This window comes from Nocardiopsis quinghaiensis (assembly GCF_008638365.1).
In the GTDB taxonomy this organism is placed as follows: domain Bacteria; phylum Actinomycetota; class Actinomycetes; order Streptosporangiales; family Streptosporangiaceae; genus Nocardiopsis; species Nocardiopsis quinghaiensis.
Genome location: NZ_ML703338.1, coordinates 108,915 through 125,802, shown reverse-complemented (window position 1 = coordinate 125,802; position 16,888 = coordinate 108,915). Strand labels below are relative to the sequence as shown.

Sequence of the window (16,888 nt, the reverse complement as noted above, 5' to 3'; positions counted from 1 at the left end):
CAGCGAGCCCATGACAGACGCGACAGCAACCACTCCAGGCGCGGCCACCGTCGGTGAGGTCACCGCCGTCACCGATGAGGCCATGCGCGCCCTCGGACGCGACCTCGCCGCGCTCACCCGACCCGGCGACCTGCTGATCCTGTCCGGTCCGCTCGGCGCGGGGAAGACCACCTTCACCCAGGGCCTGGGTGAGGGCCTGGGCGTGCGCGGACGGGTCACCTCCCCGACCTTCGTCATCTCCCGGATCCATCCCTCCCTGACCGGCGGTCCCTCCCTGGTGCACGTGGACGCCTACCGGCTCGGCGACGCCGCCGAGATCGACGACATCGACCTGGACATGACCCTTCCCGACTCCGTCACCGTGGTCGAGTGGGGCGAGGGCGTGGCCGAGGGACTGTCCGACGAGCGGCTGGAGATCCGCATCGAACGACACTCCGACGACACCCGCTCGGTCCATCTGCGCGCCGTCGGCGACCGCTGGACCGGCACCGACCTGCCCGGCACCACCGCCGGGCGCGGATAGGCGGCTGCCCGTGCTGCTCCTGGCCTTCGACACCGCCACCCCGGCGGTCACCGCCGCCATCGGTGAGAGCGGCCCCGACGGGGCCTTCACCCTGCGCGCCAGCGCCGCTTCCGTGGACGCGCGCCGACACGGCGAGCTGCTCAGCCCCACGGTCGCGCGGCTCGCCGAGGAGGCCGGGACCGCCCTGGCCGATCTCGACCACGTCGCCGTCGGCATCGGCCCCGGTCCCTACACCGGCCTTCGGGTCGGTCTGGCCACCGCGCACGCCCTGGCCGAGGCCCTCGGCGTCCCCTGCCACGGGATCGCCACCCTGGACGCCCTGGCCTTCGCCACCGGACGCACCGAGCCCTTCGTCGCCATGACCGACGCCCGCCGCAAGGAGGTGTTCTGGGCGCGCTACGACGACCACCTCACCCGTGTGGGCGAGGTGCGCGTCGACCGGCCCGCCGAGCTGGACACCGGCGGCCTGCCGTTGGTCGGCGACGGCGCCCGCATGTACGCCGACGTGCTCGGCACCGGTTCGGACCCCGTGGACCCGCTCCACCCGGACGCCGCAGCCATGGCCGAGCTCGCCCTGCTGCGCCTGCGCCGGGGCGGGGAACTCCCCGAGCCCAATCCGCTCTACCTGCGACGTCCGGACGCGGTGGAGCCCGGTGCCCCGAAGAAGGTACGCCAGTGGGTGAAATGACCGAAGTGGCCGGTGTGCGCCTGCGCGAGATGACCGGCGACGACGTCCCGGCCGTCATGACCCTCGAACGCACCCTGTTCCCGCTCGACGCCTGGAGCGAGGACATGCTCCGCGCCGAGCTGGCCGAACCCGCCCGCTACTACCTGGTGGCCGAGTCCGGGGACGCGCTCGTGGGCTACGCCGGGCTGTGGTCCGGCCCGCCCGAGGGCGACGTGCAGACCATAGCCGTCGCCGAACAGGTCTGGGGCAGGGGAGTGGGCGGAGCGCTGCTCACCGAACTGCTCCTCCAGGCCGAACGCCGCGGCGTCACCCACATGTTCCTGGAGGTGCGCTCGGACAACCCGCGCGCACAGAGGCTCTACGAACGGTTCGGTTTCGTGCAGGTCGGTGTGCGGCGCGGCTACTACAAGGGGGCGGACGCCTTCGTTATGCGGCGTGTCGCCGGAGAGGGAAGCCATGAGTGACCGGGACCTGCCCCTGGTCATGGGGATCGAGACGTCCTGCGACGAGACCGGCGTGGCCCTGGTGCGCGGCTGCGAGCTGCTCGGGGACTCCGTCGCCTCCAGTGTCGACCAGCACGTCCGCTTCGGAGGCGTGGTGCCCGAGGTGGCCAGCCGCGCGCACCTGGAGGCGATGACCCCGACCGTCCGGCGCGCCCTGGAACAGGCCGGGGCGAAGCTGTCGGACGTGGACGCGATCGCGGTGACCGCCGGGCCGGGCCTGGCGGGCGCCCTGCTCGTGGGCGTCTCCGCCGCGAAGGCCTACTCCATGGCCCTGGGCAAGCCGCTCTACGGCGTGAACCACCTGGTGGGACACGTGGCCGTGGACCAACTGGAGCACGGGCCGCTGCCCAAGCCCGCGATCGCCCTGCTGGTCTCGGGCGGCCACACCTCGCTGCTGCTGGTCAACGACCTGGCCACCGAGGTGGTCTCCCTCGGCGACACCGTGGACGACGCCGCCGGTGAGGCCTACGACAAGGTGGCGCGCCTGCTGGAGCTGCCCTACCCGGGCGGGCCGCCCATCGACAAGGCGGCCCAGCGGGGCGATCCCCGGGCCATCCGGTTCCCGCGCGGCAAGTGGGGCGACGGCACCTACGACTTCTCGTTCTCCGGGCTCAAGACCGCCGTGGCCCGCCACGTGGAGGACGCCGACCGCAGGGGGGAACCCCTGGTGGTCGCCGACATCGCCGCCGCCTTCCAGGAGTCGGTGGTGGACGTGCTGACACGCAAGGCCGTGGACGCCTGCGTGGAGCACGGGGTGAGCACGCTGGTCATCAGCGGCGGCGTGGCGGCGAACTCGGCGCTGCGCACGCTCGCCGAGCAGCGCTGCCAGGAGGCGGGTGTCGAGCTGCGCGTCCCGCGCCCGCGCCTGTGCACGGACAACGGCGCGATGATCGCCGCCCTGGGCGCGGAGGTGGTGGCCGCGGGCCTGCCGCCGTCGGCCCTGGACCTGGCCACGGACACGTCCCTGCCGGTGGAGTCCCCGCTGGCGATATAGCGGACCGGCGTACACACGTGCGGGGGTGGGAAGCGGCCGCTTCCCACCCCCGCACGTGTGCCGGTGCCCGGCGTCAGTCGAAGAGTTCCTCGGGGCCGTCGACCTTGGCCGCCCTGCGAACCCAGGTTTCGAGGGTGTCGAGATCGTCGCAGGATTCGATGCGTCGGCGGACCTCGTCGGAGACCTCGAAGCCCCGGGCGTCGAGGAAGAGGACCACGCTCTGGGCGAGGCCCTCCTCGCGGCCCTCCTCGCGGCCCTCCTCGCGGCCTTCCTCACGGCCGATGCCGACGTACTCGCGTGCGAAGTCGCTCTGCCAGTCGTAGGTTCCCACGGACATCAGGTCCTCCAGGTATTTCCGGGCGGTCTGGAACTCGCAGCTTCCTGCTGGATGCGTACGTAATCCTGTACAATTAGTTTCCTTGCAGGTTACAGCGCTGGGAGGCCAGAGTGAAGACGATGAGCTACTCGGAGTCCCGTGCCAACTACGCGGCCACGCTCGACTCCGTCGTCAACGACCGAGAGGAAGTAGTGATTACCAGAGCCGGGCACGAACCGGTGGTCATGATGGCGCTGTCGGAGTACGAGACTCTCAGGGAGACCGCCTACCTCCTTCGTAGCCCTGAGAACGCACGGCGCCTGGTGACCGCGATCGAGGAGTTGGAGTCCGACCAGGGGATCGAACGGGGCCTGGCCGAATGAAATTGGTCTGGGCGCAGGGCGCCTGGGAAGACTACGTCTGGTGGCAGGGTCAGGATCGCAAGATCCTTAAGCGCATCAACGTTCTGATCAAGGACATCGACCGCAACGGAAACGACGGCATGGGTAAGCCCGAACCCCTGCGGCATGGTTTCCAGGGTTACTGGTCCCGTCGCATCACCGACGAACACCGGTTGGTGTACAAGATCAGCGGGGACGAGATCCGCATCGCCGCTTGCCGCTATCACTACGGGAAGTGATGACTTGTGGTGAGGTCCCTGCTCTGTTTCTGTTGAGCAGGGACCTCAGCCATGTAAGGAGTGCGGACCGGTGGATCAGTGGGTGAAGACGTAGGGGCGCAGACCCTGCGGGACGGTTGTCGGGTCAACGGCGAACTCGCCCCACACGTTGGCGCCCAGGTCGCCCCAGGGGACGAGCGGGTGGTGGTCCCAGGCACGGGACAGGTTCTGGACCAGGAGCAGGCCGCGCTGCCCCTCCGCCCAGTCCCACTCGTCGCCGTCGCGCTCGACCGGGAGGCGCGGGAGGCCGCCACCGCCGCCGGAGTCGCTGATGGAGAGGCGCAGGGTGGTGGGGCCGGACAGGGACAGGGTGCGGACGACCTCTCCGTGCTCCGTGCCGGAGTCGGTGTACTTGACGGCGTTGGCGAACAGCTCCGACAGGCACAGTTGGAGGTCGGCGACCAGGGCGGGGTCGAACCCGGCGAGGTCGGCGGCCAGATCGCTCCTGACCTGTGCGAGTTCGCCGAGGTTCCCGGAGTAGACGCGGTGCTCCCAGCGCACGGGGCCGCTCATGCCGGGACCTCCTCGCGCTGCCGCCGCTGGTCGAGCCAGGTGCGGGTCAGGTCGGCCAGCTCGGCGAACTCACCGGCTGTGGCGGATCGTGAGGGCACGGGGGGCCCGACCACCCCGAACCGGGGCGCGGGACCGGAGAGCAGGTCACCGTCCGGGGCGGCCGACCACTGCTGGAGGATGGCGGCGGCGCGTTCCTGGACCTGGGCGAACCTGCGCGCCACCTCGTCGGTTTCGGGTTCGGGACGACGGGGCTCGGGGATGCGGGTCTGGGCCGTGCGGAGGCGCTCGTGGGCGGCGAAGTAGGGCCTCACCAGGGCGACGTCCTCGGCCGGAACGACCTCTCGGGTGGTCGCCAGGCGCGGTGCGGGTGTGGGCGCGGGAAGCGGCGGGGGAGCGTAGCGGCGCACGCGCGTGGAGCGGCGGCGACGGCCGGCCACCGTGGAGTGGCGTCCGCAGGGAGAGGAGAGGAAGGCGATCAGCGGGCCGAGGGCACGGCTGAGGAGGGCAGCGCTAAACTGGCGCATGCTGGCAATCCTGTTCTTCAAGTGGTGAGTTGCTGGCCACGACCCCGGGCGGTATCGACCGTCGCGGGGTCATTCGTGGTTTTGGAGAAAAGCGTAAGGCATTTCGAGTGTGGGTGGCGCTGCTACCGCGAAGTAATGCGGAAAATATTCTGGATCGGTTCGTTTTCCCAGGTGAGAAGGCTTGAGGGAATCTTTCCCGCCAAAAACACAAAAGCCTTTATTCGGGCATAGGACACAGAAATGCCCCCGTTCCCGCACCGGGGAACAGGGGCCGGACCGACGCGGTTAGCGGTCGCTCCTGACGGAGGAGAGGAAGCCGGACCAGGCGAGGCCCCCGAAGGCGAGGTGGCCGTGGTCGCGGTGCCGGGTGTCGCGGACCAGGGTGTGCTCGGGGCCCTCGGCGACCTCTACACAGTTCTGGTGCGAGCCCCCGCTGTAGCTGCTCTTGTGCCACTGGACGTCACTCATGGCGCAAATCCCTCAATCGTCTCTTCGACCAGCCGCAGCGACTGGCCCGGTGGCATCGCCGCTGCCTGGAGGCGGTGGAACCTCAGCTTGAACTCTCCCACGGCGTCGGGATCGTGGATGAACTGGCCCTTGTGGGCCGACTCCGCGTACACGAGCTCCCGCCCCGGAGGGGGATCAAGCACCGTGAACGGTCCGACCAGTCCGGGATGCAGAGGTTCCTCCGTGATCTGCAAGGTTATCCGCTCACGTTTCGCGAGAGCCTGGACGTGCTCCAACTGCTCGCGCATGATGGGTCCGTGGTCGATCGGCTCGGTCAGGACCGCGCGGCCGATCACCACCATCATCACCGGGGTGTCCGCACTCTGAAAGCGCTCTCCTCGAGAGATCCGCTCGCGCACGCTCGCCTCGGTCCTCGCCCGCGGCTCCCACGGAGTGACGGCGCGCATGACCGCGGTGGCGTAGTCCGCCGTCTGGAGCAGTGAGGGGACCAGGAACGGGTGGAACTCCAGGATGGAGGCCGCCTTCTTCTCCAGCTCCTCCATCTGGCCCAGCCACGGGATCTTGCCCTCCTTGACGAGGTCCTCCCACAGTTGGGTCAGCTCGTCGCCGGTCCCCAGGGCCTTGTCCAGGGACGTCAGCACATCCCGCGCCGGAGTGGTCCGGCCGCGCTCCAGGTTGGACACCGCGGTGCCCTTCACCCCGAGGGCGCGGCCCAGCGTCTCCTGGGTCATCCCGCTGGCCTCACGCCGCTGCTGGAGGACGCGGCCCCAGCGTTCCTTGATGTCGGTGCTCACCTTCGTCATGCCTGATATTCGCATGCCAGAAATGGACAAAAAGGTACTACCGTTCTTTTCTTTCACGTGATGGATTTTCGCAGGAACTCCATCGGCGTGAATGGGATTTCGCGGAAACTCCATTGGAGGAGGCCAAGGGAGCGGCTTGTGGCCAAGCTGGTCGGCGACGGAGAGGCCCAGCTCAAGGGGAGTTGAAACGATGCGGGACGGTGGCGGCGTGGGTGGGGAGAGGTGGAGTGCGGAACTCCCGAAGAGGATTCCGTCCCGGGTTCCGGGCGTCCGAATGGTGAGTTGGGGATCGCTGCCGCAGCAGGTGGCCTCCGCCCGTCTGTGGTGTTGGCACGGCACCAAACTCAGTTATGACCGGGCCTATCCCCTCATCTCGGTTCTGTCCGAGTTGCACACGAACGCCCTGCGCCACACCGCCTCCGGCGGTCCCTGCGGTCGCGTCCGCATGGAGATGGAGGGCCGCCGGGGTATGTTCTGGCTCGCTGTGACCGACGACGGCGTCCTCCCCGGGGCGGCGCCCACCGTTCCCGAGCCGGGAACGGGCTTCGGCCTGCGCCTGGTCGACCGCCTGGCCACCGGCTGGGGGTGGTTCGGCGTGCCGGGACACCCGATCACAGTGTGGGCCGTGGTGGACCCGCGCGGGGGTGTGTCCCCGGTACCCGCCGGTGAGCCGGCGGGCACCGCCCGGTTGGAGGTCCCGGCCCAACGCGCCGCCGGGTGAGCCCCGTTTTCGTGGGGCGGGCCGCGTGAGCCGTGGTCCGCCCCACGGGTCTCGTGTCATGGCCGCTTCCGGCCACGCCCGGAACATCACCCCAGCTCATAGGTGTTCCCGCGCGCAGACCGTCGTTGTGCCTAGCTATCGTTGTTATGGCGTAATGAATCGATTACCACCCATTATCCCCCTTCTGGTGATGTAACCCCAGGTCAGCGCAGTGAAACAGGTGGAAAGCTATGTCTTCCGGCACGGCGGGTGTGAACCCCGAAGAAGCCCACTCCGGTGGAGTGGCCGCCGAACAGGCAGCGGCTCTGCTGAAGGATCTTCCAGTGGAGTTCGACGAGGCCGTTCTGGCCGCTCAGACCGCGATGAACCCGGACCCCAGCGTGAAGGGATGGAGCGCATTCGGCGACAACCACGTGGATCATATGGAGGACGTGAAGCGCCACGCAGGTGCCATCGCCGGAAACATTCAGGGCGGTGCCGAGGAAGGCGCCCGAACGGACCTGGAGTCGGCTGAGCAGTTCCCTCCCAACATCTGACTTTGTCCTTCCTATCCTCGAAAAAGGCGTATGTACACCCTCAGCTACACCGAGTGTGAAATCGACACCGGAGCCCTTAGCTCTCACGCCGAAACCTTTCAGGAACTCCATACCAAGATCAGTGGCCGGTCCGGAGAGTTCAGCACCATCGCCGAACCGGTAGCGACGCATTTCGAGGGCCTGGTCGGGGAGAGCCTCAAGAGTGTGGCCACGGAGAACCAGGAGGCATGGAGTAGCGCGATGATGGCGTGCATCCATGCCTATGGCATTATCCAAAAAGTCATCTCGGACGTTGAGTGGTACGAGAACGAGATCGAGACCATCAAGGCCGACCTGGCAACAGCCTTGGGATCTTCGCCTTCCACCGGAAACGAGGTGGATGACGCAAGCATTCGCAGTGCCGTCGTGGTGAGACACAACGAACGAGCCACTGAAGCCTGGGAAAAGCTGGAAGGTAAGTGCGAGACCACCGAAGAACGGCTCAGAGAAGGCCCCACTCCTGAAAACATCAAGGAATTGATCGAAGCAGGGCACCTCGGCGGTGATATCGCCTATTACACAACCGGTGACGTCGACTACTTTTACTTCGATGAATCCGATGCCGCCACGATGGCGGACTTGTTTGACTCAGCTGCTTCGGGGAACGGCGGTGCGCTTAACTCTCTGGATGGCCAATTGGCTCTTCTGAATGCGTTGGTTCTCAAGGCTCTTGATGCTCAGAAGAACGGGGAGAAGCTAGACCAGAATGAAATAGATTTCCTTGAAGAACTTTTTTCCGAGATGGAGGAAAAAGGCGGATATGTTGAAGGGGAGAACGGAGGAACATCTTCTCAGGGTTTTCTGGACTTCCTTGGACTCCTAAACGAGAGCGAACACATTGATGATCAAACGAAGAACGATATCAATCGTAACATGGCAAACTCGATGCTGTTCCTCTCTGACGAAAGCATCGGGGGAGGGATGGAGTACCTTCCACAGGATGTGATAGATACGGTCGTTGGTCCGATGCCAGGGGCGTCCTTTTACCCTGAAGCACTTGATTGGAAGGATAACTATATCCTTCTAAGCGAGTTCCTGGGGAGTTCTGGGCCGAGCATCATCGGAGGAACAGAATTCTCGGTTGAGCTTGCCAGTTCTAGCGCACGTATGCTCGAACATGTGGGCGGAAAGCTCGAAGAGTACCATTTCGAGAATATGATCGATGTTGCCTCTAAGAACAATGATGCAAACTACATCCTCATTACTGGAGTTTACCCTGACGGTGCTCCTTATGAGATGCACGAAGCCAACCAGTCCATTGCCCCTGAAGTTTTCTTTGAAAAAATGTACTCGCATGAGTGGGGAGATGAGGGGGAATCGATAAGTAGGTTCACTGATTGGATTGCTACTGTCCGCGAGTACGGATCTCCGGAAGAAGTCGAGATGGCTGGAAAGGCCGCGCACAGATTCATCTCAATGCTTGCTGGTACTGAGGGGGAGGATAATCTATTCTTCGGAACAGGGGAGAAGGTGGAAGGAAATGAGAACGTGTCTGTAGCAGAGCTGAATTCCAGCCTCGCAGACGGATTCGCTGATATCTATATATCTTTTATTGATGACTTTACTCTTGATCATAACCAGGACGGTTATCAGGAGATCTTCAATCACAAACCTGGCTCCTTGCCCTTCCATGCCCCGGGGGATGATGTTCTCCTTATTCCTGCTGATGTTAGAGAAAAGTTTATGCAGTTGCTCGTCGCGAATGAGGAAGTCTCTCCCCGAGTTCTTGTGGCAACGGAAGCCCAAGAGTGGAGGATTATTGAAGAGACTTTTAAAAACCCTGGAGTAGGAGCTCAGGCGAGTGGTACGACCGCTGGTGACCTCAGGGAGATGATGACAAATGCAATCATCCAAGAGCATCTTGATAGAGAGGAGGAGATTACAAAGGCTAGGGAGTCTGCACAAGAAAAATGGGAGACTGCATACGGGATCTTTTCTAGCTTGATCACTGACAGGATTAGTGGCGGTCCTGTGACGTCGGTTGCCACAGAAGCCCTTGTCGAAGTGCTGAACACAAAGTATACGGAGTTTGCTGAGGCGAGGATTCAGGAGAGTATTCCTAGTTCCTACCTCCTGGAGGATAAGAACGGAGAAGCAACTGCTGCTGGAGACTTCATTTTGCATGATCCGCAGTCTGAGACGGACCACACTACCCTACAAATGGCGAACGTTTTCTTGGAAATGGGGATCATTGATACTGAAACCCTGAGAGAGGAGCGCCTCCTCATCATGGATGCTCAAGGTAACGAGCGCTTGCCGGTGACCACCCAAGAGTGGGATGGAGCTGCCGCAAAGATCGGTTCCCTTGCGGACATCCTTCATGCTGCCTCTGTTGATGGAGAACCTCTGAAAGGCGACGTCATGGAATATATTGCCTCTTATGAGGGCTCCTATGCCCCCAACCTTTATAAGAGCAACCTGGAAGAAGAGTAGATAATATATGTCTGTTCCATTGAAGAATTTCTATGTCGCTCTTTCGGCTGGATCTGCTCTTGTCCTGGTAGCTGCCCTTGCTTTCATTATGTCTGATCGGTTCGAGTTTAACCATGCGATTTTGGATGCCTCTGAAGAAGGCGGAGGAGTGGTGCGTTCGGTGCTAGATGTACAAGAGGTTAGGAGACTCTTCGAAGAAGACAGTGGGGAGGAGGTGATTTCGGTAGAGCCCGCAAAGGGAGGAGCTGTATTGGTTCTTGAGCACGGTGTGGTTTCAGTTGGTATTGATCCTTTCAAAGAACGATGGTTCTATCGTGGCGAAGATCTACTTGCCGAGACATTGATGACCCCGAATGGAGAGAAAGCCGTCCTCTTCTTCGGTGCTGAGGAAGCCCATGAGGATGCATTGAGGGTTGTGGTCATTGATACTCTGAGCGGGAACGTGGAGAGCTCCTATGATGCTCAGGAAACTGGGAATCGTGAATTCGGATTGTCGAACAGAGCACGCCTGGTTCTTTCAGGGGAAGGGATTGTGGAGGCACGCAGCCTCCTGGGGGATGAATCCCTATGGTCCTTCGACCCTGCCGGTGACTGTACTGGTGGGAAAGCGGAAGAAGTCCAAATCGAATCGATCAATGATACGGTTTCTATATTTTCCACATGCCTTGGCGAGGGCAGAGTCAGCGTCTCAGGGATTGACTCTGCTTCAGGGAATGTCCTCTGGGGTTACGGATGGGACGGGACTGAGCTGCCCAGGACGTTCTCATTCTCTGCGATGACTGTAGCAGGAGGGGAAGACGATCCCATCAGGGCAATTGTTGGAAATGAATTCGATGGGCAGTATTCTCTTATTTCTGGGAGAACTGGGCGAAGTGGCAGTGCGATATTCTGGACAGCGGGAGATTCATTGGAGGGTTATATTCAGGCGCCAAATGATACGAATGGTGTCACTCCTGAGAATGTCGTTATCTTTGACAGTGAGCAAGAGTTGAATGCTCGACTCATTCTCCAGACAGCTCATAGACTCTATGAAGAGGGAGAAATAGCTAGGCAGGAACTTGATGAAGAGGTTCTCCTTGTTGGAGGCGATGACAAGGAGGGAGGTAGGCTTCCCATGACACCAGATGGGTGGGCTGGCGGAGCCAATGCCAAGATCTCCGCATTGCACGATATTATCGTTGAATCTACTTAGTTTCCGGGTTTATTATTGCTTGTGGTAGTAACAGGTCCAGATGAAGATTTCCGAAACCTGCTGTTGGAAGCCCTGGCCCAGATAGGTTCATAGGACCATCCCGCCTTTCCTCGCACAAGAGGCAGCGCGGACGCGGTCGGCGTTCTCCCAATCCCTCTGGGGAAGCCGGCCCCTTCCCCGAATCTGACGGCCCCTGACCTCGTCGGTGCGGGACTCCCGGGCTGGAAAACAATTTTCCGTGGCGGGGATTCCATGCCCGGCCCTCGCTCCCTGACCACGTATTCGCTCTTTTCCCATAACACGGAGGAGAGCCGAGTACAAGACTGTTGACGCGTTCGTCGCAAGCATTTAACGTCCTCCAAAGAAAGCGCTTTCCAGCCTTGGAGCGATGTCCGGCGATCCGGTCCGTTCCTGCCGGGGTACTCCCCGCGCGACTCTCCGGCCGCTCCTTCATCGACCCCCCGCAACCAACTGGAGACGAACAATGCACCTGAGACCCGTCATCGCGTGCGTCGGCCTGCTGGCCGGCACGCTCGTCGCGTTGTCCGGCAGCGCGGCTCAGGCCGAGACCACCCGCTACGAGGCCGAGGACTCCCCGGCGATCTGTACCGGCACCATCGACTCCGACTGGTCCGGCTACTCCGGCGGCGGATTCTGCAACGGCACCAACGAGGACGGCGCCTACGCCCAGTTCACGGTGAACGCCCCCGACCCGGGCACGGCGACGCTGACGGTCCGCTTCGCGAACGGAACCACCACCGCACGGCCCGCGGACGTCGTGGTGAACGGCTCGACGGCCACGTCGGCGTCGTTCGAGGGCACCGGCGCGTGGGACACGTGGACGACGAAGACGCTCACGGTGCCGCTGAACCCGGGCGGCAACACCGTCCGGCTCGACCCCACCAGCGGCAACGGCCTGCCCAACCTCGACCACCTCGACGTCGAGGTGGACGGCGACACGACACCGCCGCCGCCGGGCTCCGCGCTGTACGCGGCGCCGGGCGGCAGCGCGAGCGCGGACGGAACGGAGTCGGACCCGACGACGCTCACCTCGGCGATCGACCGCGTCACCCCCGGCGGGACCATCTACCTGCGCGGTGGGACCTACGGCCTCTCGGACACGGTCACCATCCCGCAGGGCGACGACGGCACCTCGGGCGACCGCACGGAACTGTCCGCCTACCCGGGCGAGACCCCGGTGCTGGACTTCTCGGCCCAGAGCGAGGACTCGTCCAACCGCGGACTCGCGGTGAACGGGTCGTACTGGCACGTCTACGGTGTCATCGTCCAGAACGCCGGTGACAACGGCATCTTCGTCGGCGGCAGCGGCAACGTCATCGAGCGCACGGTGACGCGCTTCAACCGCGACACGGGGCTGCAGATCTCGCGGCGCTCCTCCAGCACCCCCGAGAGCGAGTGGCCCTCCGACAACCTCATCCTGAGCGCGGAGTCGCACGACAACGTCGACTCCGACGGTGAGGACGCCGACGGCTTCGCCGCGAAGCTCACCTCCGGCCCCGGTAACGTCTTCCGCCACACCGTGGCCCACAACAACATCGACGACGGCTGGGACCTCTACACCAAGACCGAGACCGGCCCCATCGGCGCCGTGACCATCGAGGACTCCCTCGCCTACGAGAACGGCACCCTCAGCGACGGCTCCCAGGCCGGGAACGGCGACCGCAACGGCTACAAGCTCGGCGGCGAGGACATCGCGGTCGACCACGTCATCAGGCGCAGCATCGCCTACGACAACGGCAAGCACGGGTTCACCTACAACAGGAACCCCGGCACGATGACGGTGTCCGACAACATCAGCATCGGCAACGAGGAGCGCAACTTCAACTTCGACGGCGGCTCCTCGGTGTTCCGGGACAACACCTCGTGCGACAGCGGGTCGACCGACAGGTTCTCCGGAGACGCCGACGGCTCGAACCAGTTCTGGTCCGGCTCGAACGGGTCCCGGTGCTCCTCGTACACCGGTGCCCTGGGCTGGTCCTTCACACAGGACGGCCGCCTCGTCGTCACCTTGGGTGGCAGCCAGGTAACGCCGTAACCGACCCCGGCAACCGGCTTCCCCGGTCCGGGTGCCGCCCCGACCGGCACCCCGGACCGACCCCGCCGCCGGGAGCCCGGCCGTGGCCAGGGCCCGCGCACCGTTCGGTCGAACGGGGCGCGGGCACCGAGACGGTCGAGGACCGCGGGGGCGGCGATGACCCCGGCCGGTCCGTTCGGACGAACCGGATGGACCGGCCGGTTCCACCACCGCCTTCCCCTGAGTTACTTCCCGGGGGAGAACAGGTCCAGGAACTCACAGGCGAAGGCGGCCGCGTGCGCGGCGGCGATGGGCTGCCACAGGCGGTCGGAGCCCTCGGTCTTGTCGCTGAGCATGTCCGAGATCCCCCGGACCACGAGGGCGTGGGTGCCGAAGGCCAGGTGGGCGCCGCGCAGGAACCCGTAGCCCTCCATCTCCACAGCAAGCGCGTCCCCGCAGTAGCGCCGCAGGCGCTCGGCGGTGCGCGAGCGCTCGTGGCCCACGACCGTGCTGCCCGCCGCGATCGGCTTGACGAAGGCGCGGGGCGCGTCCGGTAGCGGACCGGACAGCGCCCGCCGCCGCCACTCACCGCGTGCGGCCACCTCCCTGGCCCGCTGCACGGCGTCGTGGGAGGGGGCCGCGGTCTTGGCCCGGGGGCGAAAGTCCTCCTCGCCGTCCTTGCCCGTCTCGTAGTCGTAGACCGCGTCGGCGACCACGACGTCGCCGAGCCGCACGTCCTTCTTGAGCCCGCCGGCGACTCCGACGAACAGGAGCACTCCGGGGTCGAAGGCCGTGAGAGCCCTCTCCACCTGGACGCCCGTGTCGACGTTGCCCGGGCCGACCTCGGCCAGGGCGACCCGGCGGGTCCTGTGGGAGCCGAGCAGGGTGCCGGTGCGGAACAGCGTCCCGCGTGCGTTCACCTCACCGAACGGCTCGGACAGGTGCCTGTCCACCGCCGCGTACTCGGCGGCGAGCGCCGTGATCACCACCGCGTCCGCCACGGCGCCGCTCCCGTCCTGGAGGCGCTCCCGGAAACCGGGCCGGGCGGCCGGGGGCGGTGCGGGAGCGGAGGGCTTCCAGTTGAAGGTGGTTCCGATGACGTTGGCGTTCGGGCCGGTGATGTTCTGCTGTCCGCCGAACACCTGGCCGCCGTGGCCGTCGCCCGTGTCGCCGTTCACTTCGTCGTCCTCACGCCCGTGTCCTTGGGACCAGCCGTCCCGTGCCCCGGGGAGTTGAAGGTGGTCTCGGCGACGTTGGCGTTCGGGCCGGTGATGTTCTGCTGTCCGCCGAACACCTGGCTGTTGTAGTTGGTGTGGATGTTCTGGATGACCTGGGAGACCTCTCCGGTGTCGTAGCCCGCCTCCTTGAGCACGTCCAGCACGCAGGACAGCACCTTGCCCTGGATGCCCCTGGTGACACGGCGGACGTCGTGCGACTGGAACAGCTGCTGGAACTTTCCTGTGGCCGAGCGCTCCCGGAGGCCCATCCGGGGGGAGTAGTCGAAGAACTCCCCGTGCTCCCGGGCCCGGTCGTGCTTTCCGCGGTTCCTGTCTGCGGCGTACCTGGACCGGAGCCAGGCCGCGGTTTCGGCGGAGTTGTTCCAGAGGTCGTTCACGACGCCGAGGAAGGACTCCCAGAGCAGCTGCGGCATGTCCCCCGGCTCCAGATCCGTGGGAAGCGGGTCGGAGGGAATCCGGTATTCGCGCGAGACCGGGGGCAGGATCATGGTCTCGCCCTCGATGTGCAGCAGACCGCCCCGGACGGACAGCCGGACGAAGGCCGTCACCACGATCTGGCCCTCCCACATGCTGACCCCGACCTCAAGGAAATGCCTGACCCGCTCGTGGGAGGCGCCGGCGAGCCCGCTGACCCACTCCTCGCGGAGCTTCCGCCGGTCGGGGTCGACCAGCACCGGGACCAGGTCCGTGACGTCGTCCTGCCGCAGGCCGGGGAGGAAGACGCAGTCGGCCACCTCGACCTCGCGCCGGGTTCCGCTCCGCACCTCCTCGGTACCGGAGAGCTTGGGCAGCTCCGTGCGCAGCCTGGCGTAGAGGCCCTCGACCAGGGCCGCGTCGGTCACGGACGGGGCCTTCCGGGCGGGGTCGTCCCCGGAGTGCCCGTCCGGGGCGGTGGAGAGGACCGCGGCGGGGTCCGCGGTGCCGGCCGGCTCCTCCGGCGCATGGGGTCGGTCCTTTTCGAGGGGGGCCAGTTCGAGTGTCACCGGCCAGGAGCCGTGATGCACACCGGTTCCCACGAAGGGCATGAAGCCGTTGTAGAAGGCCACCGGTACGGTGCCGACACCGCTGCTCCTCCAGGGCGTCTCCGCGTGTTCCCGGATGGAGTTGAGCGTGATGTTGGTCCTCGACCGCATCCAGTAGCCGATGCCCACGGTGACGGCGAGCAGGAGCAGGAGGGCCAGCCAGAAGGGGATCAGGCCGCCCACCGCGCTGCCGTACGTGTCCGCGTCGGGATCGGGCAGCCGGTCGTACCCTTCGGGCAGGGCCTCGACCCCGGAACCCGGGGACGGTGCGCTCAGGAGCCCGGAGAAGTAGGGCCAGACGAAGTAGAGGCCGACGACGCAGGCGATGACCGTGAGGACCAGCCAGCCGAGGACGTTCCCGGGGGGCCGCCCGCCGACGAGTACGGCACGGTACGGCGCGGCCGGACCCAGGAGGACGGCCAGGAGGGCGGTCAGAAGGGCGGTGAGGGCGGCGGGGAGGTTGAACGGCACAAGGACGAGGGCGGCCCCGATGAAGCCGGCTCCCGCGATCGCCCGGACGTTGCGGGCCCTCCTGCACTCCTCGACGACCGCTTCGGCGTCCAGACCGGGTTCTCGGGCCGGGGTTCGATGGGGGTTCTCCACCCGTTCCCTGATCACGTCGGCACGGAAGGCGGCGTCCGTCCAGGCCGCGTAGCTCAGCAGTGAGGTGGCGTCGCGCGTGTCGGGGGCTCCGGCCACCGCCTCGATACTGTGCGCGGTGACGGGTGGGACGGTGCCCTGTCCGTTCTGCTCGGTTTCTCGTGGGATCACGGCAAGCTCCTTCGGGCTCCGGCCACACGGAGGCGCCGGTGTCCGGTGGCGGATGGCTGGAGGGTGTGGAAGCGGGGCACTGGTCCACTCCTGAGTGGTCTTTCCGGCAGTGGGCCCAGGTGACCTCAGGAGCCCGGGGAGGGGGCGCTGCCGGGGGCCCGCGCGGAGTCCCAGGCGGTGTCGAAGATCCGCAGCGCGAAGTCGTACAGGCTGCCCGATCGGTGCGCGACGATACACGGCGAGTGACGTCCGTGTACGGCGCTCTCGTAGAGCGTGATGAAGGCGGTGTTGTCGGTGGCGATGATCCGGTACAGGTTCGGGAGGTCGTAGAAGCGGATCTCTGTGTTCTCCGCTCCCCGCGTCGCCTCGGCCAGGTAGCGGAAGTTGGCGAGCACCTGCTCGGAGAGCAGGCCGGGGCCGAAGCCGGGATCGACCTCCATGAGTTCGCGCTCCCTCCGCGCCAGCCAGTTCTCCTCCGCGTCGGAGGCGCCCGGGGAACCGCCGTACGCGGGGCGGGAGGGGTCGGGCAGGAGCACCCGGACGGAGTCCGGCGGCCGTCCTCCGCCGGTCCACAGCGGCGCGAAGCCGTCCCGGGTGAGCTCGTTCCCCCGCCCGACCATGACGCGCAGCCAGCGCGCCCGTCCGATCTCCTCGGAGAGCGCCGGCTTCGCGTCGTCCTGGTGCCGGTGGACCCGCAGGGCTCCGAGGCCGCTGAGCCCGGAGACCACCGCCAGGAGCCACCACCGGGCCCGCCGGGACAGCAGCCACCCGAGCCCGAGGGCCGCGCCCGTCGCCACCAGCGAACTGGTGATCCCGAGTATGAACTCCGTCAAGACGTGCTCCCCGCGTGCGTTCCGGTGGGTCCGTGGCATCTCGAAGACTTTTCTAGT

Annotated in this window: 19 protein-coding genes; 11 read left to right on the top strand and 8 right to left on the bottom strand. The window is 65.5% G+C overall.

The window, feature by feature from the left end; genetic code table 11:
• Positions 1-10 precede the first annotated feature (10 nt).
• Genes tsaE through tsaD form a run of 4 tightly spaced genes read left to right on the top strand, consistent with a single transcriptional unit; the run spans position 11 to position 2,708 of the window.
• Positions 11-523, top strand: coding sequence for a tRNA (adenosine(37)-N6)-threonylcarbamoyltransferase complex ATPase subunit type 1 TsaE (gene tsaE, locus FYX01_RS01740; protein WP_150236805.1), 513 nt, complete (start codon positions 11-13; stop codon positions 521-523).
• A 10-nt stretch (positions 524-533) separates the two neighbouring features.
• Positions 534-1,211 (top strand): tRNA (adenosine(37)-N6)-threonylcarbamoyltransferase complex dimerization subunit type 1 TsaB, encoded by a 678-nt coding sequence (gene tsaB, locus FYX01_RS01735; RefSeq protein WP_150236803.1) that lies wholly within the window; start codon positions 534-536, stop codon positions 1,209-1,211.
• Complete coding sequence (gene rimI, locus FYX01_RS01730) at positions 1,208-1,675, top strand: ribosomal protein S18-alanine N-acetyltransferase (protein ID WP_150236801.1); 468 nt, start codon at positions 1,208-1,210, stop codon at positions 1,673-1,675. The genes tsaB and rimI overlap by 4 nt, the downstream gene beginning before the upstream one ends.
• Entirely contained in the window at positions 1,668-2,708 is a 1,041-nt protein-coding gene (gene tsaD, locus FYX01_RS01725; protein ID WP_150236799.1) for a tRNA (adenosine(37)-N6)-threonylcarbamoyltransferase complex transferase subunit TsaD, read from the top strand. The genes rimI and tsaD overlap by 8 nt, the downstream gene beginning before the upstream one ends.
• Positions 2,709-2,781: 73 nt before the next feature.
• Here tsaD and FYX01_RS01720 read toward each other — a convergent pair whose 3' ends face one another.
• Positions 2,782-3,045 (bottom strand): hypothetical protein, encoded by a 264-nt coding sequence (locus tag FYX01_RS01720; protein ID WP_150236797.1) that lies wholly within the window; start codon positions 3,043-3,045, stop codon positions 2,782-2,784.
• Positions 3,046-3,155: 110 nt separating this feature from the next.
• Here FYX01_RS01720 and FYX01_RS01715 point away from each other — a divergent pair, with 110 nt between their 5' ends.
• Positions 3,156-3,407, top strand: coding sequence for a type II toxin-antitoxin system Phd/YefM family antitoxin (locus FYX01_RS01715; protein ID WP_017563364.1), 252 nt, complete (start codon positions 3,156-3,158; stop codon positions 3,405-3,407).
• Complete coding sequence (locus FYX01_RS01710) at positions 3,404-3,664, top strand: Txe/YoeB family addiction module toxin (RefSeq protein ID WP_150236795.1); 261 nt, start codon at positions 3,404-3,406, stop codon at positions 3,662-3,664. The genes FYX01_RS01715 and FYX01_RS01710 overlap by 4 nt, the downstream gene beginning before the upstream one ends.
• 75 nt (positions 3,665-3,739) lie before the next feature.
• On the opposite strand, the gene FYX01_RS01705 is transcribed toward FYX01_RS01710, so the two are convergent.
• The 4 genes from FYX01_RS01705 to FYX01_RS01690 all read right to left on the bottom strand — a co-directional run bounded on the left by FYX01_RS01705 (position 3,740) and on the right by FYX01_RS01690 (position 6,011).
• Complete coding sequence (locus FYX01_RS01705; RefSeq protein ID WP_150236793.1) at positions 3,740-4,216, bottom strand: ATP-binding protein; 477 nt, start codon at positions 4,214-4,216, stop codon at positions 3,740-3,742.
• The gene (locus FYX01_RS01700; protein ID WP_150236791.1) at positions 4,213-4,740 is read right to left on the bottom strand and encodes a hypothetical protein; all 528 of its coding nucleotides are present in this window, start codon (positions 4,738-4,740) and stop codon (positions 4,213-4,215) included. Before FYX01_RS01700 ends, FYX01_RS01705 begins: the two co-directional genes overlap by 4 nt.
• A gap of 285 nt (positions 4,741-5,025) precedes the next feature.
• On the bottom strand, positions 5,026-5,208 hold the full coding sequence (locus tag FYX01_RS01695) for a DUF397 domain-containing protein (RefSeq protein WP_150236789.1): 183 nt from the start codon (positions 5,206-5,208) through the stop codon (positions 5,026-5,028).
• Positions 5,205-6,011: a helix-turn-helix domain-containing protein gene (locus FYX01_RS01690; protein ID WP_150236787.1), complete on the bottom strand. Its 807-nt coding sequence runs from the start codon at positions 6,009-6,011 to the stop codon at positions 5,205-5,207. The genes FYX01_RS01695 and FYX01_RS01690 overlap by 4 nt, the downstream gene beginning before the upstream one ends.
• A gap of 274 nt (positions 6,012-6,285) precedes the next feature.
• Between FYX01_RS01690 and FYX01_RS01685 the strand changes: the two genes are divergently transcribed.
• The 5 genes from FYX01_RS01685 to FYX01_RS01665 all read left to right on the top strand — a co-directional run bounded on the left by FYX01_RS01685 (position 6,286) and on the right by FYX01_RS01665 (position 12,988).
• Entirely contained in the window at positions 6,286-6,732 is a 447-nt protein-coding gene (locus FYX01_RS01685; protein ID WP_150236785.1) for an ATP-binding protein, read from the top strand.
• A 230-nt stretch (positions 6,733-6,962) separates the two neighbouring features.
• Positions 6,963-7,268 (top strand): hypothetical protein, encoded by a 306-nt coding sequence (locus FYX01_RS01680; protein WP_223830261.1) that lies wholly within the window; start codon positions 6,963-6,965, stop codon positions 7,266-7,268.
• A 30-nt stretch (positions 7,269-7,298) separates the two neighbouring features.
• A complete protein-coding gene (locus FYX01_RS01675) occupies positions 7,299-9,740 on the top strand; it encodes a TPR repeat domain-containing protein (protein WP_150236783.1) in 2,442 nt (813 codons plus the stop codon).
• Positions 9,741-9,747: 7 nt separating this feature from the next.
• On the top strand, positions 9,748-10,932 hold the full coding sequence (locus tag FYX01_RS01670; protein ID WP_150236781.1) for a hypothetical protein: 1,185 nt from the start codon (positions 9,748-9,750) through the stop codon (positions 10,930-10,932).
• Between the two features lie 484 nt (positions 10,933-11,416).
• Positions 11,417-12,988 (top strand): carbohydrate-binding protein, encoded by a 1,572-nt coding sequence (locus tag FYX01_RS01665; RefSeq protein WP_150236779.1) that lies wholly within the window; start codon positions 11,417-11,419, stop codon positions 12,986-12,988.
• A gap of 224 nt (positions 12,989-13,212) precedes the next feature.
• Here the strand turns inward: FYX01_RS01665 and FYX01_RS01660 are convergent, their stop codons facing one another.
• The 3 genes from FYX01_RS01660 to FYX01_RS01650 form a co-directional block, all read right to left on the bottom strand.
• On the bottom strand, positions 13,213-14,145 hold the full coding sequence (locus FYX01_RS01660; protein ID WP_223830260.1) for a 5'-methylthioadenosine/S-adenosylhomocysteine nucleosidase family protein: 933 nt from the start codon (positions 14,143-14,145) through the stop codon (positions 13,213-13,215).
• Complete coding sequence (locus FYX01_RS01655; RefSeq protein WP_150236777.1) at positions 14,142-15,998, bottom strand: hypothetical protein; 1,857 nt, start codon at positions 15,996-15,998, stop codon at positions 14,142-14,144. The genes FYX01_RS01660 and FYX01_RS01655 overlap by 4 nt, the downstream gene beginning before the upstream one ends.
• A 125-nt stretch (positions 15,999-16,123) precedes the next feature.
• Positions 16,124-16,831: a hypothetical protein gene (locus FYX01_RS01650; protein ID WP_150236775.1), complete on the bottom strand. Its 708-nt coding sequence runs from the start codon at positions 16,829-16,831 to the stop codon at positions 16,124-16,126.
• Positions 16,832-16,888: the final 57 nt, after the last annotated feature.